Origin of the sequence: Azospirillum lipoferum 4B, from assembly GCF_000283655.1 — a bacterium.
GTDB classification, from domain to species: Bacteria; Pseudomonadota; Alphaproteobacteria; order Azospirillales; family Azospirillaceae; genus Azospirillum; species Azospirillum lipoferum_C.
The window spans coordinates 2,867,852-2,890,270 of sequence record NC_016622.1 but is presented as its reverse complement, the minus strand read 5'-3'; the positions used below and the strand labels follow the sequence as shown (position 1 = coordinate 2,890,270).

27 protein-coding genes are annotated in these 22,419 nt (G+C 68.0%); 20 read left to right on the top strand and 7 right to left on the bottom strand.

Annotated elements, in window-relative coordinates:
- Window positions 1–10: 10 nt before the first annotated feature.
- The 8 genes from AZOLI_RS13460 (at window position 11) to pnp (ending at window position 8,819) form a co-directional block, all read left to right on the top strand.
- Entirely contained in the window at window positions 11–811 is an 801-nt protein-coding gene (locus AZOLI_RS13460; RefSeq protein ID WP_014249216.1) for an RNA-binding protein, read from the top strand.
- A gap of 21 nt (window positions 812–832) precedes the next feature.
- Window positions 833–3,694 carry a translation initiation factor IF-2 gene (gene infB, locus AZOLI_RS13455; RefSeq protein ID WP_014249215.1) on the top strand — a complete coding sequence of 954 codons (2,862 nt, stop codon included), beginning with the start codon at window positions 833–835 and terminating at the stop codon, window positions 3,692–3,694.
- Between the two features lie 122 nt (window positions 3,695–3,816).
- The gene (locus AZOLI_RS13450) at window positions 3,817–4,125 is read left to right on the top strand and encodes a type II toxin-antitoxin system Phd/YefM family antitoxin (protein WP_014249214.1); all 309 of its coding nucleotides are present in this window, start codon (window positions 3,817–3,819) and stop codon (window positions 4,123–4,125) included.
- Window positions 4,122–4,499: a type II toxin-antitoxin system VapC family toxin gene (locus AZOLI_RS13445; protein WP_014249213.1), complete on the top strand. Its 378-nt coding sequence runs from the start codon at window positions 4,122–4,124 to the stop codon at window positions 4,497–4,499. The genes AZOLI_RS13450 and AZOLI_RS13445 overlap by 4 nt, the downstream gene beginning before the upstream one ends.
- Window positions 4,500–4,547: 48 nt before the next feature.
- The gene (rbfA, locus tag AZOLI_RS13440) at window positions 4,548–5,141 is read left to right on the top strand and encodes a 30S ribosome-binding factor RbfA (RefSeq protein ID WP_014249212.1); all 594 of its coding nucleotides are present in this window, start codon (window positions 4,548–4,550) and stop codon (window positions 5,139–5,141) included.
- Complete coding sequence (gene truB, locus AZOLI_RS13435; RefSeq protein ID WP_014249211.1) at window positions 5,131–6,072, top strand: tRNA pseudouridine(55) synthase TruB; 942 nt, start codon at window positions 5,131–5,133, stop codon at window positions 6,070–6,072. The genes rbfA and truB overlap by 11 nt, the downstream gene beginning before the upstream one ends.
- 14 nt (window positions 6,073–6,086) lie before the next feature.
- Window positions 6,087–6,356 carry a 30S ribosomal protein S15 gene (gene rpsO / locus AZOLI_RS13430; protein ID WP_014249210.1) on the top strand — a complete coding sequence of 90 codons (270 nt, stop codon included), beginning with the start codon at window positions 6,087–6,089 and terminating at the stop codon, window positions 6,354–6,356.
- Between the two features lie 351 nt (window positions 6,357–6,707).
- Window positions 6,708–8,819, top strand: a complete 2,112-nt coding sequence (gene pnp / locus AZOLI_RS13425; protein WP_014249208.1) for a polyribonucleotide nucleotidyltransferase — start codon at window positions 6,708–6,710, stop codon at window positions 8,817–8,819.
- A gap of 74 nt (window positions 8,820–8,893) precedes the next feature.
- Here pnp and AZOLI_RS13420 read toward each other — a convergent pair whose 3' ends face one another.
- A complete protein-coding gene (locus AZOLI_RS13420) occupies window positions 8,894–9,628 on the bottom strand; it encodes an SDR family oxidoreductase (RefSeq protein WP_014249207.1) in 735 nt (244 codons plus the stop codon).
- A gap of 115 nt (window positions 9,629–9,743) precedes the next feature.
- Between AZOLI_RS13420 and AZOLI_RS13415 the strand changes: the two genes are divergently transcribed.
- The 12 genes from AZOLI_RS13415 (at window position 9,744) to AZOLI_RS13360 (ending at window position 18,735) form a co-directional block, all read left to right on the top strand.
- Window positions 9,744–10,433, top strand: a complete 690-nt coding sequence (locus AZOLI_RS13415) for a helix-turn-helix transcriptional regulator (protein WP_014249206.1) — start codon at window positions 9,744–9,746, stop codon at window positions 10,431–10,433.
- Window positions 10,434–10,539: 106 nt separating this feature from the next.
- Complete coding sequence (locus AZOLI_RS13410) at window positions 10,540–10,962, top strand: VOC family protein (RefSeq protein ID WP_014249205.1); 423 nt, start codon at window positions 10,540–10,542, stop codon at window positions 10,960–10,962.
- Window positions 10,959–11,426 (top strand): EVE domain-containing protein, encoded by a 468-nt coding sequence (locus AZOLI_RS13405; protein WP_014249204.1) that lies wholly within the window; start codon window positions 10,959–10,961, stop codon window positions 11,424–11,426. Before AZOLI_RS13410 ends, AZOLI_RS13405 begins: the two co-directional genes overlap by 4 nt.
- Window positions 11,427–11,660: 234 nt before the next feature.
- Window positions 11,661–12,407 (top strand): heme ABC transporter permease, encoded by a 747-nt coding sequence (locus tag AZOLI_RS13400; RefSeq protein WP_014249203.1) that lies wholly within the window; start codon window positions 11,661–11,663, stop codon window positions 12,405–12,407.
- 18 nt (window positions 12,408–12,425) lie between these two features.
- Window positions 12,426–12,659 (top strand): heme exporter protein CcmD, encoded by a 234-nt coding sequence (ccmD, locus tag AZOLI_RS13395; RefSeq protein WP_014249202.1) that lies wholly within the window; start codon window positions 12,426–12,428, stop codon window positions 12,657–12,659.
- A complete protein-coding gene (ccmE, locus tag AZOLI_RS13390) occupies window positions 12,656–13,120 on the top strand; it encodes a cytochrome c maturation protein CcmE (protein ID WP_014249201.1) in 465 nt (154 codons plus the stop codon). The genes ccmD and ccmE overlap by 4 nt, the downstream gene beginning before the upstream one ends.
- A 7-nt stretch (window positions 13,121–13,127) precedes the next feature.
- On the top strand, window positions 13,128–15,134 hold the full coding sequence (locus AZOLI_RS13385) for a heme lyase CcmF/NrfE family subunit (RefSeq protein ID WP_014249200.1): 2,007 nt from the start codon (window positions 13,128–13,130) through the stop codon (window positions 15,132–15,134).
- Between the two features lie 13 nt (window positions 15,135–15,147).
- Window positions 15,148–15,687, top strand: a complete 540-nt coding sequence (locus tag AZOLI_RS13380; protein WP_014249199.1) for a DsbE family thiol:disulfide interchange protein — start codon at window positions 15,148–15,150, stop codon at window positions 15,685–15,687.
- Window positions 15,687–16,169 (top strand): cytochrome c-type biogenesis protein, encoded by a 483-nt coding sequence (locus tag AZOLI_RS13375; protein ID WP_014249198.1) that lies wholly within the window; start codon window positions 15,687–15,689, stop codon window positions 16,167–16,169. The genes AZOLI_RS13380 and AZOLI_RS13375 overlap by 1 nt, the downstream gene beginning before the upstream one ends.
- Window positions 16,169–17,584, top strand: coding sequence for a c-type cytochrome biogenesis protein CcmI (gene ccmI, locus AZOLI_RS13370; RefSeq protein ID WP_014249197.1), 1,416 nt, complete (start codon window positions 16,169–16,171; stop codon window positions 17,582–17,584). The genes AZOLI_RS13375 and ccmI overlap by 1 nt, the downstream gene beginning before the upstream one ends.
- Before the next feature lie 138 nt (window positions 17,585–17,722).
- Window positions 17,723–18,298, top strand: coding sequence for a Smr/MutS family protein (locus AZOLI_RS13365; RefSeq protein WP_014249196.1), 576 nt, complete (start codon window positions 17,723–17,725; stop codon window positions 18,296–18,298).
- Window positions 18,299–18,336: 38 nt separating this feature from the next.
- Window positions 18,337–18,735 carry a helix-turn-helix domain-containing protein gene (locus AZOLI_RS13360; RefSeq protein ID WP_014249195.1) on the top strand — a complete coding sequence of 133 codons (399 nt, stop codon included), beginning with the start codon at window positions 18,337–18,339 and terminating at the stop codon, window positions 18,733–18,735.
- Window positions 18,736–18,896: 161 nt separating this feature from the next.
- On the opposite strand, the gene AZOLI_RS13355 is transcribed toward AZOLI_RS13360, so the two are convergent.
- Genes AZOLI_RS13355 through hisH form a run of 6 tightly spaced genes read right to left on the bottom strand, consistent with a single transcriptional unit; the run spans window position 18,897 to window position 22,414 of the window.
- Entirely contained in the window at window positions 18,897–19,265 is a 369-nt protein-coding gene (locus AZOLI_RS13355; protein WP_014249194.1) for a histidine triad nucleotide-binding protein, read from the bottom strand.
- A 30-nt stretch (window positions 19,266–19,295) separates the two neighbouring features.
- On the bottom strand, window positions 19,296–19,655 hold the full coding sequence (locus tag AZOLI_RS13350; RefSeq protein ID WP_014249193.1) for a phosphoribosyl-ATP diphosphatase: 360 nt from the start codon (window positions 19,653–19,655) through the stop codon (window positions 19,296–19,298).
- Window positions 19,648–20,445: an imidazole glycerol phosphate synthase subunit HisF gene (gene hisF / locus AZOLI_RS13345; RefSeq protein WP_014249192.1), complete on the bottom strand. Its 798-nt coding sequence runs from the start codon at window positions 20,443–20,445 to the stop codon at window positions 19,648–19,650. Before hisF ends, AZOLI_RS13350 begins: the two co-directional genes overlap by 8 nt.
- Window positions 20,445–21,191, bottom strand: a complete 747-nt coding sequence (gene hisA, locus AZOLI_RS13340) for a 1-(5-phosphoribosyl)-5-[(5-phosphoribosylamino)methylideneamino]imidazole-4-carboxamide isomerase (protein ID WP_014249191.1) — start codon at window positions 21,189–21,191, stop codon at window positions 20,445–20,447. The genes hisF and hisA overlap by 1 nt, the downstream gene beginning before the upstream one ends.
- A 31-nt stretch (window positions 21,192–21,222) precedes the next feature.
- Window positions 21,223–21,765 (bottom strand): GNAT family N-acetyltransferase, encoded by a 543-nt coding sequence (locus AZOLI_RS13335; protein ID WP_014249190.1) that lies wholly within the window; start codon window positions 21,763–21,765, stop codon window positions 21,223–21,225.
- A 4-nt stretch (window positions 21,766–21,769) separates the two neighbouring features.
- A complete protein-coding gene (hisH, locus tag AZOLI_RS13330) occupies window positions 21,770–22,414 on the bottom strand; it encodes an imidazole glycerol phosphate synthase subunit HisH (protein ID WP_014249189.1) in 645 nt (214 codons plus the stop codon).
- Window positions 22,415–22,419: the final 5 nt, after the last annotated feature.

Sequence of the window (22,419 nt, the reverse complement as noted above, 5' to 3'; positions counted from 1 at the left end):
TGACGATCGGATGACCGAACGGAACGACGAACGGACACCGACCGCCGCCGCGGATGCGGTGCCGGAACAGGAATTGGCACAGGACGAAGGTGCCGGGACGGACCGCCTGCCGGCCGACGACGAGAAGGGGCCTCTGCGCCGCTGCATCGCGTCGGGCACGGTCGGGCCGAAGGAGAGCATGATCCGCTTCGTGATCGGCCCCGACGGCGAGGTGGTTCCCGACCTGGAGGAACGTCTGCCCGGCCGCGGCCTTTGGGTCACGGCCGACCGGGATGCCCTGGCGAAGGCCATGGGTAAATCCGTTTTCGCCAAGGCGGCCCGTCGAGCGGTGAAAGTGCCGCCCGATCTGGCCGAGAGGCTGGAACGGCTGCTGGAGCGGCGTTGTCTGCACGCGTTGGGCCTTGCCCGCCGTGCCGGCCACGTTCTGGCAGGATACGAGAAGGTGCGCGAGGCGTTGAGGGCCAACCAGGTCGGCCGTGCGGGTCCCCCGCCGGCTCTGCTGGTCGAAGCCGCGGACGGCTCGCTGGACCAGCGCGGCAAGGTGACGGCGCTTGCGCCGTCGCTGCCGGTGATCGATCTGTTCCAGTCCCCGGCCTTGGCCGCGGCGCTCGGGCGCGATCACGCGGTGCATGCCGTGGTGGCGCGGGGCAGGCTGGCCGCTGGGCTGGCCCGCGATGCGGCACGACTGAGGGGGCTGAAAGGTCCCCGGGAGCACCTGGACCTGAAAGGTCCCCAAGGGGACCGGGATGCGCACCAGGATTCTGATAAGGGCTTGGGAGTCGGCGATACGGCCGGCCGGCCTGCGATGTAACGTCTGACCATTCGGGAACCGATGACCGACAGCAACGACCAGGACCAGAAGAAAGTCTTGCACCTAACCGGCGCCAGCAAAGGAAAGCTGGAGTCGAAGAAGCCGGTCGAGACCCAGGTCCGGCAGAGCTTCTCCCATGGCCGGTCAAAAGCGGTGACCGTAGAGGTCAAGCGCAAGCGTCATGTTGAAAAGGGCGCCGTGCCCGGCGTTGCCGACGGCGGCGCCGCCGCGCGTCAAGCTGCCCAGGGCCTGCCCATCCGCGGCGCACAGGGCCAGCGGCCACGCGGCGGCGGTGCCCCTGCCGGGCGCCAGTTGACCCGTGAGGAGCTGGAATCGCGCCTGCGTGCACTTCGTGGCGCCGCGGCGTTCGAAGAGCAGCGCCGGATCGAGGCCGAGGAAGAAGCGGCCCGCGCCGAAGCGCGCGCCGCCGAGGCCGCCGCACGCGCCGCCGAAGAGGCAGCCGCTCCGGCCGATACGGCCGCCGCAGCCCCTGCCCCCGCCGATGCTCCGGCTGCGGCCCAGCCGGAAATGCCGCCGATCATCCTGGACGCCGAAACCTTGCGCCAGCGCGAGCTGGACGAGATGCGCGCCATCCAGGAAGAGGAGCGCAAGATCGCCGAGGAGGCCGAACGCCGCCGCAAGGAAGAAGAGGCCAAGCGCAAGGAAGCCGAGGAGGCCAAGCGCCGCGACGCCGAGCCGGCGGTCCGCCGTGACGGTGGCCGCGACGGTGGCCGCGATGGCGCCGCCCGCGACGGTGCCCGTCCCGCCGGTGCCCGTCCGGCTGGCGATCAGCGCCCCGGCGGTGCCTCGGCGCGTCCTGCCGGCGACGCCGCTCCCGGCCGTACCCCGCCGGGCGCCGGCGCCCCGCCGGCCCGCGCCGTCGAGGAGGAGGAGGACAACCGCCGCAAGGGTGGCCGCGGTGGCGCCCCGGCCAAGGCCGCTCCGGCCCGTCCGGCCGCCAAGGCTCCCGCCGGCGCCGACCGCCGCAAGGGCACCAAGCTGACCGTCTCTCAGGCGCTCAGCGACGATGGCGGCGACCGCACCCGGTCGCTGGCCGCGGTGCGCCGTGCCCGCGAGCGTGAACGCCTGCGCCAGATGAGCCGTCAGGAGACCGCGAAGGTCACCCGCGACGTCGTCCTGCCGGAGGTCATCACCGTCCAGGAACTGGCCAACCGCATGGCCGAGCGCGGCGCCGACGTGATCAAGTCGCTGATGCGCATGGGCGTGATGGCGACCATCAACCAGACCATCGACGCCGATACCGCCGAGCTGGTCATCACCGAGTTCGGCCACCGCGTCCGCCGCGTGTCGGAGTCCGACGTCGAAATCGGCCTGCGTGCCACCGAGGAAGAGGGTGCCATCCTGGTCCCACGTCCGCCGGTCGTCACGATCATGGGCCACGTCGACCACGGCAAGACCTCGCTGCTCGACGCGCTGCGCCAGACCGACGTGGTGTCCGGCGAGGCCGGCGGCATCACCCAGCACATCGGCGCCTATCAGGTGCAGCTGGAGTCGGGTGCGAAGATCACCTTCATCGACACGCCGGGCCACGCTGCCTTCACCGAGATGCGTGCCCGCGGCGCCAACGTCACCGACGTGGTCGTGCTGGTGGTCGCCGCCAACGACGGCGTCATGCCGCAGACGATCGAGGCCATCCGCCACGCCAAGGCGGCCAAGGTTCCGATCATCGTCGCCATCAACAAGTGCGACCTGCCCGATGCCAAGCCGGAGCGCGTCCGCCAGGAACTGCTCCAGCACGAGCTGGTGGTCGAGGAGATGGGCGGCGACGTTCTCGACGTCGAAGTATCGGCCAAGGCCAAGCGCAACCTGAACAAGCTGGAAGAGGCCATCCTCCTCCAGGCCGAAATCCTGGAGCTGCGGGCCAACCCCGAGCGCGCCGCCGAAGGCGTCGTCATCGAGGCGAAGCTGGAGCGTGGCCGCGGTTCGGTCGCCACCGTGCTGGTCCAGCGCGGTACGCTGAAGGTCGGTGACGTGTTCGTGACCGGTGCCGAATGGGGCCGCGTCCGTGCGCTGATCAACGACCGCGGCCAGAACGTCAACGAGGCGGCCCCGGCCGTCCCGGTCGAGGTCCTGGGCCTGAACGGCACGCCGATGGCCGGAGACGACTTCACCGTCGTCGAGTCCGAAGCCCGTGCACGTGAGATCGCCGAGTTCCGCCAGCGCAAGAAGCGCGAAGCGGTGGTGGCGGCGTCGGCCCGCGGTTCGCTGCAGGACATGTTCAGCCGCATCCAGGCCGGCGAGGCCAAGGAACTGCCGGTCGTCATCAAGGGCGACGTGCAGGGCTCGATCGAAGCCATTGCCAGCTCGCTGGAGAAGCTCACGGCCGAGAACACCGAGGTCAAGGTCCGCGTCCTGCACAACTCGGTCGGTGCGATCAACGAGTCCGACATCACGCTGGCCAATGCGTCCAACGCGATGATCATCGGCTTCAACGTCCGCGCCAACCCGCAGGCCCGCGACCTCGCCAAGCGCGACGGCGTCGAAATCCGCTACTACTCGATCATCTACAACGTGATCGACGACGTGAAGGCGGCGCTGACCGGTCTGTTGTCTCCGACGCTGCGGGAACGCTTCATCGGCTACGCGACCATCCGCGAGGTGTTCAACATCACGAAGGTCGGCAAGGTCGCCGGTTGTATGGTCACGCAGGGTGTCGTCAAGCGTGGCGCCGGCGTCCGCCTGCTGCGCGACAACGTCGTCATTCACGAAGGCACGCTCAAGACGCTCAAGCGCTTCAAGGACGAAGTCAAGGAAGTGCGCGAGGGTTACGAGTGCGGCATGGCCTTCGAGAACTACGACAACATCCAGGCCGGCGATCAGATCGAAGCCTTCGAGATCGAGGAAATCGCCCGCGAGCTGTAAGTCCGACGGCCCGCCCGGCCCATTCCGGCCCATCTTACGATGGATCACCGGAGCGGGCCGGGCGGTTCGTTTTCCGGACATTTTCCGGACGAAGGTGGTGAAGCCTACCTGGAGGTGACGCTATGGATCGCATTCCGCTATCCGAAGCCGACGGGCACATGGCCGAACTGATCGACCGTGTGGAGAATGGCGAAGAGATCGTCATCCTTCGCGACGGAAAGCCGGCGGTGAAGCTGGTGCCCATCGCCGAATACGCGCAGTCCGAAGGCGTTCCGACCGGAAAGCCACCGATACGGTTCGGCTTCGCCAAGGGCCAGATCCGGATCGCCGATGATTTCGACGCTCCGCTGCCGGACGACCTGTTGAAGAGTTTCTACGGTCTCGCTCCGGATGAGGAGTGGCCGGACCAGTGGAAAGGAATGCCGGGGTGAAGCTGCTGCTCGACAGCCATGTGCTGCTGTGGCTGGCCACCGACGACCCGAAGCTCGGCCCTGCCGTCCGGACGGTGATCGCCGACGGCTCCAGCACCGTTCTGGCGAGCATCGCATCGCTCTGGGAACTCACCATCAAGGTTGGTCTCGGAAAGTTGACGTTGCCCACCGGGTTCCATCGCCTTCTGGTCGAAAACGGACTGACGATCCTTGCCATAGATGTCCGTCACATCGAGAGGTTGGACCGCCTGCCCCGGCACCATGGCGATCCCTTCGACCGGATGCTGATCGCACAGGCGCAGGCGGATGGCTTGACGCTGGTGAGTGCCGACCGAACCATAAGACTTTACGACGTGCCCGTTCTCTGGTCCTGACCGCCGTCGGACCGCACGGGTAGCAGACATCGACGAAAGACACGTATCATGGCCAGCAAGAAGCGCGGCGCGTTCACCGCCGGCAAGCCCCCGTCCCAACGGCAACTGCGCGTCGGCGAGGAGTTGCGCCACGCGCTTGCCGATCTGTTCCGCCGCGGGGATTTCCACGATCCGGAGCTGGCCTCGCTGAACGTCACGGTCACCGAGGTGCGGATCAGCCCCGACCTGTCCAACGCCACCGTCTTCTATTCGACGCTGGGCGGCGAGCGGATGGAGGAGGCGCAGGTCGCCCTGCGCCGGGCCGCCGCCTTCCTGCGCGGACAGGTTGCGCGCATGGTCAACCTGCGCCACGCCCCGACGCTGAGCTTCGAAGGCGATACCTCCTTCGACTACGCCCACCGCATCGACAGCATCCTGCACAGCCCGGAGGTCGCCCGCGACCTGAGCGGCCATCCCCTGAGCCGCGTCAATGGCGACGACGACCATGACGAGGATGAGGATGATTCCTGGGACGAGGATGACGATCTCGGCCCCGACGAGGCGGATGAGGACGACGACCTCGACGACGACCGGGCCATGCTCGACGACGAAGATAAGGGCGAAAGCGACGACGAGAGCCGGGGCGGCCGTCGTGGCTCGTAAGCGCAAGGGTACGCCGATCCATGGCTGGGTCGTGCTGGACAAACCCGAGGGCATGACCTCCACCCAGGCATTGTCGAAGGTGCGCCGCCTGCTGAACGCCGAGAAGGCCGGGCATGGCGGCACGCTCGACCCGCTGGCGACCGGCATCCTGCCGATCGCGCTGGGCGAAGCGACCAAGACCGTCTCCTACGCCATGGACGGCGCCAAGACCTACCGCTTCTCCATCCGCTGGGGTGAGCGGACGACCACGGACGACCGCGAGGGCGCGGTGATCGACCGCTCCGACCACCGGCCGAGCACGGACGCGATCCGTGCCGCCCTGCCCGCCTTCCTGGGCGAGATCCAGCAGGTGCCGCCGCAGTTCTGCGCCATCAAGATCGACGGCGAGCGCGCCTACGACATCGCGCGCGAAGGCGATGCGGTCGATCTGGCCGCCCGCACCGTGCGCATCGACCGCTTCGAACTGGTCGAGGAACCGGATGCCGACCATGCGGTGTTCGAAGTGGATTGCGGAAAGGGCACCTATGTCCGCTCGCTGGCCCGCGACCTGGCGGAGGCGCTGGGCACGGTCGGCCATGTCGGGCTTCTGCGCCGCCTGCGCGTCGGCTCCTTCACGCTGGACCGCGCGATTTCCCTGGACGAACTGGCCGCCATGGAGCAAGGTGCGGCCGTCGAACGACTTCTGTTGCCGATCGAGACCGCGCTGGACGACATCCCGGCGCTGGCCCTGACGGAAGCGGAAGCGCACCGACTGAGGCACGGCCAGACGGTGGCTCTCCTCACCCGGCAGGATCGTGACCGCCTGATGGCGGTTCAGGGTGCTGACGGTGGGGATGGCACCGTCATTGCGCTTTTCGGCGGAACGCCGGTGGCGTTGGCCCGTGTCGAGGGGGCGGAGGTCCGTCCGGTGCGCGTGCTCAACCTCACGTGATTTAGGAGACCCCGATGTCGATTACGCCCGAGCGCAAGCAAGAGCTGATCAAGGAATTTTCCCGCGGCACCAACGACACCGGTTCGCCCGAGGTCCAGGTGTCGATCCTGACGGAGCGCATCAGCAACCTGACGGAGCACCTGAAGGGCCACAAGAAGGACTTCCACTCCCGCCGTGGTCTGCTGGTGATGGTCGGTCAGCGCCGCCGTCTGCTCGACTACCTGAAGAAGAAGGATCAGTCGCGCTACGCCGCTCTGATCGAGCGTCTGGGCCTGCGTCGCTAATAAGGCACGCCGTCCCGCTGACGGGTTCGGGTTCCCCTGGCCGGCCACCGGCCGGGGGCTTCCCCGGCAGTAAAGCGGGAATACAACAGCCGTCATCCACCTGTATCGTTTCGGAACACCTCATTGGTTATTGGCAATAGAAACTCGATCTTGAGCGTTTCGTAACGGACAGGCCGGCCCGATCATTCGGGGACCGGCCTTTTTTGCATCCGCAGCGCCTCTATCTTGATTCGTTCAGTGCTGTTGTCGAACACCATATCTCCGGTTTTCTCGCGGGGTCCTACGACCGATGGCCCCGGCCTTGGGCGGCAATCCGGCCGTTTCAGGGTGTCGGATGGAAGGAAAGAATCCATGTTTACTGTTCATCGTAAGGAAATCGAATGGGGCGGGCGCAAGCTGGTCCTGGAAACGGGCAAGATCGCCCGTCAGGCCAACGGCGCGGTCATGGTCACCTATGGTGACACCACCGTCCTGTGCACCGCCGTCGCCGCCAAGGCGCCGAAGCCGGGCGTCGATTTCTTCCCGCTGACCGTCAATTACCAGGAAAAGGCGTTCGCGGCCGGCAAGATCCCCGGCGGCTTCTTCAAGCGCGAAGGCCGTCCGACCGAGAAGGAAACGCTGGTCAGCCGCCTGATCGACCGTCCGATCCGTCCGCTGTTCGCCGATGGCTTCCGCAACGAGACGCAGGTCGTCTGCACCGTTCTGAGCCATGATCTGGAGAACGATCCGGACATCGTGGCGATGGTCGGCGCCTCGGCCGCCCTGACGATTTCCGGCATCCCGTTCCTGGGTCCGATCGGCGCCGCCCGCGTCGGTTACAAGAACGGCCAGTATGTTCTGAACCCGACCATGGACGAGGTCGAGGACAGCGACCTGGATCTGGTCGTCGCCGGCACCACCGAAGGCGTTCTGATGGTCGAATCGGAAGCCAAGGAGCTGACCGAAGAGGTCATGTTGGGCGCCGTCATGTTCGGCCACACCAACTTCCAGCCGGTGATCGAGATGATCATCGATCTGGCCGAGGAAGCCGCCAAAGAGCCGTGGGACCTGCCGGAGCCGGCCTATGACCGCAAGGCCCTGAAGGCCCGCCTGCGCGAGACCGTCGGGTCGGACGTCGAGGCTGCCTACACCGAGATGGTCAAGCAGAGCCGCTACGAGAAGGTCGGCGCCGCCAAGGCGAAGGCGCTCGAGACGCTGGCCGAGGAATTCGACGCACAGTCGATCGGGTTCGAGTTCAAGGAGCTGGAGGCCGACATCCTGCGCGGCGCAGTCCTGAAGACCGGCCGCCGCATCGACGGTCGCGACACCAAGACCGTGCGCCCGATCGTGTCGGAAGTCGGCGTGCTGCCGCGCGCCCACGGTTCGGCCCTGTTCACCCGCGGCGAGACCCAGGCGCTGGTCGTGACCACGCTGGGCACCAGCCAGGACGAGCAGATCATCGACGCGCTCGAGGGCGAGTACCGCGAGCACTTCATGCTGCACTACAACTTCCCCCCGTATTCGGTGGGTGAAGCCGGCCGCATGGGTTCGCCGGGCCGCCGCGAGATCGGCCACGGCAAGCTGGCGTGGCGCGCCATCCACCCGCTGCTGCCGAAGAAGGAAGACTTCCCCTACACGCTGCGCGTCGTGTCGGAAGTCACGGAGTCCAACGGCTCCTCCTCGATGGCCACCGTCTGCGGCACCTCGCTGTCGCTGATGGACGCCGGCGCGCCGCTGGCCCGTCCGGTCGCCGGCATCGCCATGGGCCTGATCAAGGAAGACCACGGCTTCGCCGTCCTGTCGGATATCCTGGGTGACGAAGACCACCTGGGCGACATGGACTTCAAGGTTGCCGGCACCGAGGTCGGCGTCACCGCCCTGCAGATGGACATCAAGATCACCTCGATCACCGAGGAGATCATGAAGATCGCGCTGGGTCAGGCCAAGGACGGCCGCCTGCACATCCTGGGCGAGATGTCGAAGGCGCTGACCGGCGCCCGCGAAGGCGTCAACGAGAACGCCCCGCGCATCACCGTGATCAACATCCCGAAGGAGAAGATCCGCGACGTGATCGGCTCCGGCGGTAAGGTGATCCGCGAGATCGTGGAGCAGACCGGCGCCAAGATCGACATCGACGACGACGGCACCGTCAAGGTGTCGGCGGTCGACCAGAAGAAGTCGGACGCCGCCATCGAGTGGATCAAGGGCATCGTCGCCGAGCCGGAGATGGGCGTCGTCTACACCGGTAAGGTGGTGAAGGTCGTCGATTTCGGCGCCTTCGTGAACTTCCTGGGCTCGCGCGACGGCCTCGTCCACATCTCCGAACTGGCGCAGCAGCGCGTCGGCAAGGTGTCGGACGTCGTGTCGCAGGGCGACTCGGTGAAGGTCAAGGTCATCGGCTTCGACGACCGCGGCAAGGTCAAGCTGTCGATGAAGCAGGTCGATCAGGCCACCGGCGAAGACCTTACCAAAAAGGCGGAGTGATCCGTCGATAGGGTTCGGATAACGAAAAAGCCCCGGCTCGCAGGAGCTGGGGCTTTTTTCTTTCTGCGGTGCCGTCAGCGCCCGCCGGATACGTCAAGGATCGCGCCGGTCGTGTAAGACGCGGCATCGCTCAGCAGCCAGACTGCGGCCTCGGCCACCTCCTCTGCCCGCCCCGCCCGCCCGAGCGGAGCGTTGACGCCCAGGCGCTGTGCGCGGCCGGGCTGGCCTCCGCTGGCGTGGATCTCCGTGTCGATCAAACCGGGGCGGATCGCGTTGACGCGGACACCCTGCGGTCCCAACTCTTTCGACAGCCCGACCGTCAACGTGTCCAGCGCCGCCTTCGATCCGGCATAGTCCACATACTCGAAGGGCGAACCGAGCCGGGCCGCCGCGGAGGACATCAGAACGATCGACCCGGCCCCCCGCGGTGCCAGACGGCGTGCACTCTCGCGCGCACACAGATAGGCCCCGAAGACGTTCACCTCGAACACCCGGCGCATCCGCTCAGCGCTCATTTCGGTCAAGGGGCAGGATGGTGCGACGATGCCGGCGTTCACCACCACGCCGTCGAGCGGCCCGAGCTGCTGCTCCGCCGCCTCGAACATGGTGACGACATCCGCCTCGACCGCCACGTCGCCCCGGAGAGTCACTGCCCGCCCGCCCGCCGCCCGCACCACATCGGCCGTCTCACGGGCGGCGGCTTCGTTGCCGACATAATTGATGCCGACCGACCAGCCGCGGCTGCCGGCCAACAGAGCGGTGGCCTTCCCGATCCCGCGCCCGCCGCCGGTGATGAGAATGGTTTTCATGAGTCCCTCTGGATTGAGCCTCAACCACCGCGACAGTATGCTTGCCTGAAGTGGGTGAACAGGCTTAACCAGCGCTGCCTTCCATCACTGCTCCCATTCCTTGCCTTCCGGTTTCATGTCGCGCGCCGAACGTCTCCTCGATCTGATGCAGGTTCTGCGGCGGTATCGGCAGCCGGTCAGCGGCCGCTCGCTCGCCGATGAGCTGGGGGTCAGCCTGCGCACACTCTATCGCGACATCGCCACGCTGCAGGCGCAGGGCGCGATGATCGAGGGGGAGCCGGGGGTGGGCTACCTGCTGCGGGCGGGGTTCCTGCTGCCGCCGCTGATGTTCACCGAGGAGGAGCTGGAGGCGCTCGTGCTGGGGTCGCGCTGGGTGGTGGACCGCGGCGACAGCCGGCTGGGCGGGGCGGCACGCAATGCGCTCGCCAAGATCGCCGCGGTGCTGCCGCCAGACAAGCGGGAGGGGCTGGACGGCTCCGCCCTGCTGGTCGGGCCGGGTGAATCGATCGCTGCAGGAGATGCCGAACTGGCGGCCATCCGCAGCGCCATCCGGACCGAACGCAAGCTGGAGATCGTCTATCGCGACCGCGACGGCTCGGAAAGCCGGCGCATGGTCTGGCCCTTCGCGCTCGGCTTCTTCGACCGCGTGCGGGTGATGGTGGCGTGGTGCGAACTGCGCCAGTCCTTCCGCCATTTCCGCACCGACCGCATCCTGGCGCTGACCGCCAGCGACACCCGCTATCCCCGCCGCCGACAAGCGATGCTGAAGGAGTGGCGCACGGCGGAGGGCATCCCGCAGCGGTGAAACCATGCTGACGGAAACTGTCAGCATGTCGGCCTAGTCTTGGCTGTGCCGGTGAGGGCGGCGAATGGAACCGCCCCACCCCAATCCTACAAGACCGGAGCCGACCATGACCGCCACCAAGACCGCTGCCGCCAAGCTCGCCCTCGATTTCGTCCTGCTCCATGTCGACAGCCCGGCCGCCAGCGCAGCCTTCTATGCCGACCTGCTGGGCCGACCGCCGGTGGAGGCCTCCCCCACCTTTGCCATGTTCAAGGCGGGCGACGGGCTGATGCTGGGCCTGTGGTCGCGCCACACGGTGGAGCCGGCGCCGACCGTACCGGGCGGCAGCGAGATCGCCTTCACCGTTGCCGACGAGGCGGCGGTGCGCGACCTGCACGCCGATTGGAGTGCCCGCGGCCTGACCATCCTGCAGCCGCCGACCGCGATGGATTTCGGTCATACCTTCGTTGCACGGGACCCGGACGGCCACCGGCTGCGCGTGTTCGCCCCCCACCGGGAAGAAGCCCAGTCGGAAGAGGTGCGGTCGTGAGCGGCGGCGCGCGGACGGGCATCTGGATCGCAGTGGCCAGCGCCGAGCATGTCCGGCGCGGCAGGGCCGGCGGCTTCATGCAGGTCTGCCACGGCAAGGCGGCGCCGCTGAGGCGGATCCGGCCGGGCGACCGTATCGTCTACTACTCCCCCACCGACCGGTTCGGCGCGGCGGACGGGCTGAAGTCCTTCACCGCCATCGGCAGGGTGCTGCCGGGAGAGCCCTACCAATTCGACATGGGCGGCGGCTTCATCCCCTTCCGGCGCGACGTTTCCTGGTGGCCGGCGGAGGAGGCGCCGATCCAGCCTCTGCTGGACCGGCTGGAGTTGACCGCCGGGGTGCGGAACTGGGGCTATCCCTTCCGCTTCGGGCTGCTGCCGATCTGCCCCGGCGGTTTCGACCTGATCGCCCGGACGATGCGGGCGGCCATACAGGTGGATATGCGGGAGGAGTTGGCCGCCTGACCGAAAAATATCCGCCGGCGGGACGGGATGAAAAGCCCCTCCCCCGGCGTCTATATTGCCAATGAAGCGAGTGCCTCCAGGGGCTTGGGACCTCTCATACCTTGGTGTCAGAGTACGAATGAATGGCTGTTCCTCCTGACCGAGATCAAGGCGAAACTCCTCGCAGTCCGCCATACATGCGCTTATATCGTCCGCAAGCCTGACCAAGGTCACCTGTACCGGGGCCATCGTTCTATGCATCGCTTCGCCAATCCCGCCCGCTTCCTGCGCCTGTCGGCCGTGCTTCTGCCGTGGTGCGCCGGGGCGACCGTGATCCTGACGATCCTCGGGCTGTGGTTCAGCCTGTTCGGCTCGCCGCCCGACTATCAGCAGGGCGAGACGGTGCGGATCATGTACATCCATGTGCCCGCCGCCTGGATGAGCATGTTCGTCTACACCAACATGGCCATCGCCGCGGCGGTGGGTCTGGTGTGGAAGCACCCGCTGGCCGACCTGTTCGCCAAGGCCGCCGCCCCCATCGGCGCCGGCTTCACCTTCGTGTGCCTGGTGACCGGGTCGCTGTGGGGGGCGCCCATGTGGGGCACCTGGTGGGTGTGGGACGCCCGGCTGACCAGCGTGCTGATCCTGTTCTTCCTGTATCTCGGCTACATGGCCCTGGTGAACGCCTTCGACGATCCGCAGCGCGGCATGAAGGCCGGCAACATCCTGCTGCTGGTCGGCATCGTCAACGTGCCGATCATCAAGTTCTCCGTCGACTGGTGGAACACGCTGCACCAGCCCGCCAGCGTCGTGCGCATGGGCGGTCCCAGCATCGACCCCAGCATGCTGACGCCGCTTCTGGTGATGGCCGGCGCCTTCACCGCCTATTTCCTGTCGGTGGTCCTGCTGCGCGTGCGCACGGAGATCGCCCAGCGCAAAATACAGACGCTGCGCCTTTCGGTTGCCGGCGACGGCGCCGTGACGGACGGAATGCAGGGATAAGGGACGCAGGGAAAGACGATGAACGAATTTCTCCACATGGGCGGGTACGCCGCCTACGTCTGGCCGGCCTACGGCATCGCCACCCTCGTCCTGCTGGGCCTGCTGGTTGCCACCTGGAAGGGGCTGCGCAACGCCGAGGCGACGCTGAAGGCGCTGGAAAGCGCCCGCCCGGCCCGCCGCCGCACCCGCAACGCCGGCCGCAAGCCGGCCGATCAGAACGCCGGAGCACCGGCGGAAGCGAGCGAAGGATGACCCGCAAGAAACGCCGCCTCTACATGCTGGGCCTCGCCCTCCTGGGGCTGGGCTCGGCGACCGCCCTGGCGCTGACCGCCTTCCAGGACAACATCGTCTTCTTCTACAGCCCGACCCAGCTGCAGACGCAGCAGGTCGGCGACCGCAATTTCCGCCTGGGCGGGCTGGTCGAGGAAGGCAGCGTGCAGAAGACGCCGGACGGCCTCACCACCTCCTTCCGCGTCACCGACACCGCCCACACCATCGACGTCCGTTACCGCGGCCAGCTGCCCGACCTGTTCCGCGAGGGCCAGGGCGTGGTGGCCGAGGGCAAGCTGACCGGCGGCGTCTTCGTCGCGCGCGAGGTGCTGGCCAAGCATGACGAGAACTACATGCCGCCCGAGGTGTCGGAGGCGCTGAAGCAGGCCGGCGTCTACAAGAACCCGGCGGAGTCCGCGACGAAGACCGCGAAGAAGGAGTAGCGGGACCGTGATCCCCGAACTTGGCCATTACGCGCTGGTGCTGGCGCTGCTCGTGGCGTTGGTGCAGTCGGTGCCGCCGCTGGTCGGCGCCGCCACCCGCAACGGTGCCTGGATGAGCGTCGCGGTGCCCGCGGCCATCGCCCAGATGCTGCTGGTGCTGGTCGCCTATGCCGCCCTGACCTGGGCGCATGTGGTGTCCGATTTCAGCGTGCTGAACGTGGTGCAGAACAGCCACTCGGCCAAGCCGATGCTCTACAAGGTGTCGGGCGTCTGGGGCAACCACGAGGGCTCGATGATGCTGTGGATCGTCATGCTGACGGTCTTCGGCGCCGCCGTGGCCATGTTCGGGCGCAACCTGCCGCCGACCTTGAAAGCGCGCGTTCTGGCGGTCCAGGGGCTGATCGGGGTCGGTTTCCTGCTGTTCATCCTGGCGACGTCCAACCCCTTCATCCGCGTGGTCCCGGCGCCGATCGACGGCAACGACCTGAACCCGCTGCTGCAGGACCCCGGCCTCGCCTTCCACCCGCCCTTCCTCTATGCCGGCTATGTCGGCTTCTCCATGGCCTTCTCCTTCGCCGTGGCCGCGCTGATCGAGGGGCGGGTCGATCCCGCCTGGGCGCGCTGGGTGCGGCCCTGGACGCTGGCGGCGTGGTCGACCCTGACCATGGGCATCGCCATGGGCTCCTGGTGGGCCTATTACGAGCTTGGCTGGGGCGGCTGGTGGTACTGGGACCCGGTGGAGAACGCGTCCTTCATGCCCTGGCTGGCCGGCACCGCGCTGCTGCACTCCGCCATCGTGGTGGAGAAGCGCGACGCGCTGAAGAGCTGGACCATCCTGCTGTCCATCGTCACCTTCTCGCTGTCGCTGATGGGCACCTTCCTGGTGCGCTCCGGCATCCTGACCTCGGTCCATGCCTTCGCGGTCGATCCCAAGCGCGGCGTCTTCATCCTGGTGCTGCTGGCCATCGCCACCGGCGGCTCGCTGCTGCTCTACAGCCTGCGTGCGCCGTCGCTGAAGGCCGGCGGCCTGTTCGCGCCGATCAGCCGCGAGGGCGCGCTGGTGATGAACAACCTGCTGCTGTCCACCGCGACGGCGACGGTGTTCATCGGCACGCTCTATCCGCTGTTCCTCGACATCCTGAACCTGGGCAAGGTGTCGGTCGGCGCCCCCTTCTTCAACGCCACCTTCATCCCGGTCGCCATCCCGATGATCGTCGCCATGGTGGTCGGCCCCTTCCTGTCCTGGAAACGGGCGGATCTGGGGGCAGCGCTGAGCCGGCTGTGGATCGCCGGCGTCGCCGTGGTGATCGCCGTCGCCATCACCGCCTATGTCAAGGCGGGCGGCGGGCCGCTGCTGGCGCTGGTGGGCATCGCGCTCGCCGCCTGGGCCTTCGTCGGCTCGCTGGTGGAGTTCGCCGACCGCATCGCCCTGTTCCGCACCTCCTTCCGCAACAGCTGGCACCGTGCGGTGCATCTGCCGCGCAGCGCCTGGGGCATGACCATCGCGCATGCCTGCGTCGGCCTGTCGATCCTCGGCATGACCGGCACCTCGGCCTGGCAGACGGAATCGATCACGGCGATGAAGCCGGGCGACCAGGCCACCGTTGCAGGCTACGAGTTCCGCTTCGATAGCATCGGGCTGGTCGACGGCCCGAACTTCAAGGCGGAGCGCGGCGTCTTCACCGTCACCCAGGACGGCCGGCCCATCGCCACCCTGACGCCGGAACGCCGCAGCTACAGCACCACCCGGATGACGACCACGGAATCGGCCATCCACACCACGGTCTTCTCCGACCTGTATGTGGCGCTGGGCGACCCGACGCAGAACGGCACCGCCTGGATCGTCCGCATCTACCACCACCCGCTGGTGCCATGGATCTGGATCGGCGGCGCGGGAATGATGCTGGGTGGACTGGTGAGCCTGACCGACCGCCGCTTCCGCATCGGCGCGCCGGAACGCCGCCGTGGAGTTGGCAAGGCCGGCGGCAAGTCGGCTCCGCTTCCGGCCGAATGAGGACCAAGACATCATGCGCCGCCTTTTGTACCTGCTGCCCTTCCTGCTGTTCATCGGGGTGGGTGTCGCCTTCTACCTGGGGTTCCAGCGCGACCCGCGCGACATCCCGTCGGCCCTGATCGACAAGCCGGCGCCGACCTTCGACCTGCCGGCCATTCCGGGCCAGCCGGCGACGGGCGGCCTGTCCTCGGCCAAGCTGACCGGCGACGTGACGCTGGTGAACGTCTTCGCTTCCTGGTGCATCCCCTGCAAGGCGGAGCATCCCGTCATCACCCGCCTGTCGCGCGAGCAGGGGGTGACGGTCTTCGGCATCAACTACAAGGACAAGCCGGAAGACGCGCTGACCTGGCTGGCGCGCAACGGCAACCCCTATGCCGCCATCGGCGCCGACCAGGACGGCCGGGTGTCGATCGACTGGGGCGTCTACGGCGTGCCGGAAAGCTACCTGATCGACCGGCAGGGCCGGATCCGCTTCAAGCATGTCGGCCCGCTGACCCCGCAGGTGGTGGAGCAGCAGCTTCTCCCCATGGTCAAGCATCTGAGGCAGGGCTGATGAAGCGCGCTCTTCTTTCCGCCCTGCTGGCTCTGTCGCTGACCCTGCCGGCGCTGACCCCCGCCCTGGCCGTCCAGCCGGAGGAGGTTCTGCCGGACCCGGCGCTGGAATCGCGCGCCCGCGCCATCAGCCAGGAGCTGCGCTGCCTCGTCTGTCAGAACCAGTCCATCGACGACAGCAACGCGCCGCTGGCCCGCGACCTGCGGGTTCTGGTGCGCGACCGGCTGCAGGCCGGCGACAGCGACGCCAAGGTGATGGAGTACGTCACCGACCGTTACGGCGACTATGTGCTGCTGCGCCCGCCCTTCAAGGCGACCACGCTGGTGCTGTGGATCGGCCCCTTCGCCGTGCTGCTGCTGGGGGCTATCGGCACCTTCCTGTTCCTGCGCGGGCGGCGGGGTGTGGCCGCCGGCGCCGACACCGCTCCCCTGAGCGCGGATGAGCGGCGGCGGCTGGATGCCCTGCTGCGGAAAGACGACTGATGCTGTTCTGGATTCTCGCCGCCGTCCTGACCGCGGCCGTGCTGCTGCTGATCGTGCCGCCGCTGCTGCGGTCCGGTGCCGCCGCCCCTGACCGCGAGGACTTCGACCGCGAGGTCTACCGCGACCAGCTCGACGAGCTGGAGCGCGACCGGGCGCGCGGCCTGATCAACGACGCCCAGGCCGAGGCCGCCAAGGCGGAGATCGCGCGGCGCATGCTGGCGACTGTGGAGAAAAGCGGTTCCGCCGCGACCCCCGCGACCCCGCGCAGCGCGCGTGTGCTGGCGGTGCTGCTGGCGCTGCTGCTGCCGCTGGGCGCACTCAGCGTCTATGGCCTGTATGGCCGCCCGGATCTGCCGGCGCAGCCGTTGGCGTCGCGCAACCTGGAACAGGAACGCGGCGGCCCGCCCAAGACCGTGCTGGCGGCGATGGACAAGCTGAAGACGCAGCTGGCGGAGAATCCGAACGACCTGCAGGGCTGGCTGATCCTGGGCCAAGCCTATGCCAAGATGGGCCGCAACGCCGACGCGGCGGACGCCCTGCGCCACGCCGTCGCCCTGAACGGGGACGATGTCGAGCTGCAGGGTCTGTTCGGCGAGACTCTGGTATCGGCCAACGACGGCATGGTTCCTGAAGAGGCGGTGAAGGCCTTCGACGCCGTGCTGGCGAAGGAGCCGAAGGACCCGCGCGCCCGTTTCTTCGCGGCGCTCGCCCGCTATCAGGCCGGCGACCGCAAGGACGCACTGGACCGCTGGAGCGCGCTGATGGCGGAATCGCCGGCCGACGCGCCGTGGGTCCCGGTTCTGCGCGACCAGATCCGCGAAGCCGCGATTGCGCTGGACCTCGATCCCGCCAAGGTGACGCCGCAGCCGCTGCCCGCGCAGCAGAAACCCGCCGGTCCCGTGGCAAGCCAGGGGCAGAGCGGCCAGCCCGGCCAGAACGGGCAGGCGGCCGAGGGCCAAAGCCAGGACGAGATGATCCGCGGCATGGTCGCCAGCCTCGCCGCCAAGCTGGACGCCGACCCGTCGGACGTCGAAGGCTGGCTGAAGCTCGCCCGCTCCTATGGTGTGCTGGGTGAACCGGCCAAGGCGCTGGAAGCGGCCCGCAAGGCGCGCGAGCGGGCACCGGACCGTGCCGACGTGCAGGTGGTCTACGCCAACGCCGTGCTGCAGACCCAGCCGCGCAACGAAACGCCCAAGCCCCTGCCGGAGGAAGCGACCTCCGCCCTGCGGCTGGCGCTGAAGGCGGAGCCGGAGAACAAGGACGCGCTGTGGCTGCTGGGCCTCGACGCCATGATGTCGGGCCGCAAGGACGAGGCCGCCGCCCATTGGGGCAAGCTGATCGCCCAGTTCAAGCCGAACGATCCGGAATACACCCTGTTGAAGGGGCGTTTGGACGCGTTGAAGGCGGGCGGCTGAGGCTTTCCGCCTGCACCCTTCCATTTCTCCCGACGCCTTTTCTTTTGCGTTGCGGCGACACACATTGACAGGGGCGCGTCGGCGGGCTTTATCCCACGGCGCAGCCCCTTTTTCCTTTCCGCAGAAGGTTCCGCGCCGATGACCCGCAGACGACTGCCCACGCCCGACGAGCGGCGCTTGTGGCGGATCGCCATGCGCGACGCCGAACCGATGCCGGGCCGCCAGATCGAGACCGAGCCGGAGCCCCTAGCGACGATGGCGGAGCTGGTGGAGGAACCGGTGGCGACCAGCCTCGCCCCACCGCCGACCGCCAAGCAATTCCCCTCCCCGCCCCGGCCGGTCCGCGCACCCCATCCGCCGCTGACGCCCGGATCCACCGCCAACATCGACCGCCGGACCGGCGACCGCTTCCGCCGCGGCGAGTTGGAGATCGATGGCCGGATCGACCTGCACGGCATGACCCAGGCGCAGGCGCATACCGCGCTCGCCTCCTTCGTCCACCGCGCCTGGAACGAGGGGCGGCGCTGCGTCCTGGTCATCACCGGCAAGGGCAGTTTCGGCGGGCTGGGCGTCCTGCGTCAGGCGACGCCCCGCTGGCTGGCGGATCCGGCCCTGCGCCCGATGGTGCTGGCGATCCAGCCGGCCCGGCCCAAGGATGGCGGCGACGGCGCGCTGTATGTCTTGATCAAACGGCGGCGCGACCGTAAGGACTGAGTCCCAAACAATCAGGGACTTCCATTCAGGGATTGCTCATGACTCCGTTCGGCGAACGGGTCCGGTCGCTGCGCGACGCCAAGGGCGTGACGCTGAAGCAGATGGCGACGGACCTGTCCATTTCGTCCGCCTATCTGTCGGCGCTGGAACACGGCAAGCGCGGCCAGCCCTCGCCGCAGCTGGTCCGGCAGATCTGCGCCTATTTCGGCATCATCTGGGACGACGCGGAGGAACTGGAACGGCTGGCGGATCTGTCCCATCCCCGCGTGACGGTCGACACCGCGGGTTTGAGCGCGAAAGCGACGGAGTTGGCCAATCTTCTGTCGGAACGCATCGGCGACCTGGACGAGGAGCGGATTGATGCGATCCTGGCGATTTTGGACGCGGTGCCGCCGAAGAAGGCCGGGCGGCGGCGGGTGGGGGTGCGGCGGAGGTGATGGCGTTGTGGAGGTGTCGGCTACCGGATGCCCCCACCTAACCTCCCCCGCTTCGCAGGGGAGGGACTGCCGCCGCCTTTCCAAACAAGCACTTGCCCCCTCCGCCGCCCAGCGGGGGAGGGTTGGGGTGGGGGTCTAACTCCGCAAAAGCGCAGCCGCCCTCAAGCCTTCCCGATCATCCGCCCCAGGTCGCGCCCGGCGAACAGGTGGATGTGCAGATGGGGCACTTCCTGATGCGCGGCCTCGCCGCAGTTGGACAGGATGCGGTAGCCGGGGCCATCGGCGCCGACCATGCGGGCGACCTCGCCCACCGCGCGGAACAGGCCGGCGATCTCGGCCTCCGACGCCTTGGCGGTGAAGTCGTCCATGTCGATGTAGGCGCCCTTCGGGATCACCAGCACATGGGTCGGCGTCTGCGGGTCGATGTCGTGGAAGGCGAGCGCGTGCTCGGTTTCGTACACCCTCTTGCACGGGATTTCGCCGCGCAGGATGCGGGCGAACACGTTGCTGTCGTCATAGATCTTGGCCATCGCGTGCGTCCTCTTGCTGGGGAATCCCGCTCAGGCTTTGCGGGACTTCTTCTCGTCGATGCCGCTGGTGCCCTCGCGCTGGGCAAGCTTGCTCCAGACCTCCGCCGGATCCAGCCCCAGGTCGGCCCACAGCACCAGCAGGTGATAGAGCAGGTCGGCGGATTCCGCGGCCAGCGCCGCCTTGTCGCCGCGCACCGCCTCCAGGATCGCCTCCACAGCCTCCTCGCCCACCTTCTGGGCGATCTTGGCGGTGCCGCGGCTGTAGAGCTTCGCGGTGTAGGAGGTCTCCGGATCGGCGCCCTTGCGGGCCTGGACGGTGACGAACAGCCGGTCGAGTACCTCGGCGCCCAGCGGAGCCGGCGCCTTATCGGCAGACTTCTTGTCACCCATGTGCCGTCTCCACCGCTGCATTCACCGCCCGGGCCGGGCGCACCGGGATGCCGGCGGCGCTCAGCGCCGCCTTGGCCTGACCGATGGTGTAGGTGCCGAAATGGAAGATCGAGGCGGCAAGCACCGCGGTGGCGTGCCCCTCGCGGATGCCCTCCACCAGATGGTCGAGCGTGCCGACGCCGCCCGACGCGATCACCGGGATGCGGATCGAATCCGCCACCGTGCGCGTCAGCTCCAGATCGAAGCCGCTCTTGGTGCCGTCGCGGTCCATCGAGGTCAGCAGGATTTCGCCGGCCCCCAGCGATTCCATCCGCTTGGCCCATTCCACCGCGTCGATGCCGGTGGCGTTGCGGCCGCCATGGGTGAAGACCTCCCATTTGCCGGGGGCGACCTTCTTGGCGTCGATGGCGACGACGATGCATTGCGCACCGAACTTCTCCGCGCCCTCGCGCACGAAGTCGGGGCGGTGGATCGCCGCGGTGTTGATCGACACCTTGTCGGCACCGGCCAGCAGCAGCTTGCGGATGTCGTCCACCGTGCGCACGCCGCCACCGACGGTCAGCGGCATGAAGACCTGCTCCGCCGTCCGCCGCACCACGTCGAAGATGGTGTCGCGGTTCTCGTGGCTGGCGGTGATGTCGAGGAAGGTCAGTTCGTCGGCGCCCTCGCGGTCATAGACGCGGGCCTGTTCCACCGGATCGCCGGCATCGACCAGATCGACGAAGTTGACCCCCTTCACCACCCGGCCGTCCTTGACGTCCAGGCAGGGGATGACACGCATCTTCAGCATCAGTCGGCGTCCTCGACGGCGGTGGCGGAGAGCAGGGCCAGCGCTTCCCTAGGATCGATCCGGCCATCGTACAGCGCCCGGCCGCAGATCACGCCCTCGATCCCGGTGTCCTCCTCCAGCTTCAGCGCCTTCAGATCCTCGATGGAGGAGACGCCGCCCGACGCGATGACCGGCGTGGTCAGGTGGAAGGCGAGGTCGGAGGTCGACTCCACATTGACGCCGCCCATGGCGCCGTCGCGGTTGATGTCGGTGTAGATGATGGCGGCGACGCCGCAATCCTCAAACTTCAGCGCCAGATCCAGCGCCTTGATGTCGGAGGTCTCGGCCCAGCCGGCCACGGCGACATAGCCTTCGCGGGCGTCGATGCCGACGGCGACCTTGCCCGGAAACTCACGGCAGGCGGCCTTGACCAGATCCGGGTCGCGCAGCGCCACCGTGCCCAGGATGACGCGGCTGACGCCCTTTTCCAGCCACATCCCGATGGTGGTCAGATCGCGGATGCCGCCGCCGAGCTGCACCGGGATGGTGACGGATTTCAGGATGCTTTCGACCGCGGCGCCATTCACCGGCTTGCCTTCGAAGGCGCCGTTGAGGTCGACCAGATGCAGCCATTCGAAGCCCTGGCTCTGGAACAGGCGGGCCTGTTCGCCGGGATCGGTGTTGAAGACAGTGGCCTGGCTCATCTCGCCGCGCAGCAGGCGGACGCAGGCACCGTCCTTGAGGTCGATGGCGGGGTAGATGATCATCGCGGGCGTCGTCCTATGGCGTTGCTGGCGGTTAAAGGGCTGGCGGCTGGTGGGCAGGCTGGAGGTCTTTGCAGTAGAAATGGCCGGCGAGCGGCTTGCCCTGCACCAGCGCATAGAAGGGATGGGTTCCCCAGCGCCTGAAGCCGAGCGACTCGTAGAGCGCGATGGCCGCCTCCTGCGTCACGCGGACGTCCAGGTTCAAAACCTGGAAACCGGCGGCGCAGGCTTCGTCCACCACCGCCATGGTCAGCCGGCGGGCAAGGCCGTGGCCGCGCGCCCAGGGGGCGACGAAGCTGGTGGTCAGCTGGGCGGCGTGGGCCTGCGCCTCGTTGTTGCGCGGCGGCTTGACCAGCTGGGCGGATCCGGCCACCACCCCGTCGAGGCGGGCGACGAACAGCACCCGTTCCGGCACCACCAGCACGCCTTTCCAGAACCGCTCCATCACGTCGCGCGGCGGCGGCTCGACCCAGCCGAAGCCGCCGCCGGCGCGGATGGCGTCGTCGGCCGCATCGCACAGGTCGTGCAGGTCGGCGGTCTTCAGCGCATCGACCTTGTCGACGGCGATCTCGGCCATCGGGTCAGACCTTCCAGCGCAGGAAGTTGGCGATCAGCGCCAGCCCGGTCGCCTGGCTCTTTTCCGGATGGAACTGGGTGCCGACCAGATTGTCGCGCCCGACCACCGCGGCAAAGGGGCCGCCATAGTCGGCCGACGCGATCAGCGTATCGGGATCGGCCAGCTTGAACTGGTAGGAATGGACGAAATAGGCATGGCTGCCCTCCGGCAGACCGGCCAGGACCGGGTGCGGATGGCGGATGTTCAGCTCGTTCCAGCCCATATGGGGGATTTTCAGGGTCGGATCGGCCGGCTCCAGCTTCACCACCTCGCCCCGGATCCAGCCCAGCCCTTCGGTCACGCCATATTCGCGCCCGCGTTCGGCCATCAGCTGCATGCCGACGCAGATGCCCAGGAAGGGCCGGCCGCGGCGGTGCACCACCTCCTCCAGCGCCTCGAGCATGCCCGGCACTTCCGACAGGCCGCGCTTGCAGTCGGCGAAGGCACCGACGCCGGGCAACACGACGCGGTCGGCGTGGCGGACCGCGTCGGCATCGGAGGTGACGAGAACAGTGTAGGAGGCTTCGGCTTCACCGGCCGCGCGCTCGATCGCCTTGGCGGCGGAGCGCAGGTTGCCGGAGCCGTAATCGATCAGCGCGACCGTTTCCATGGACG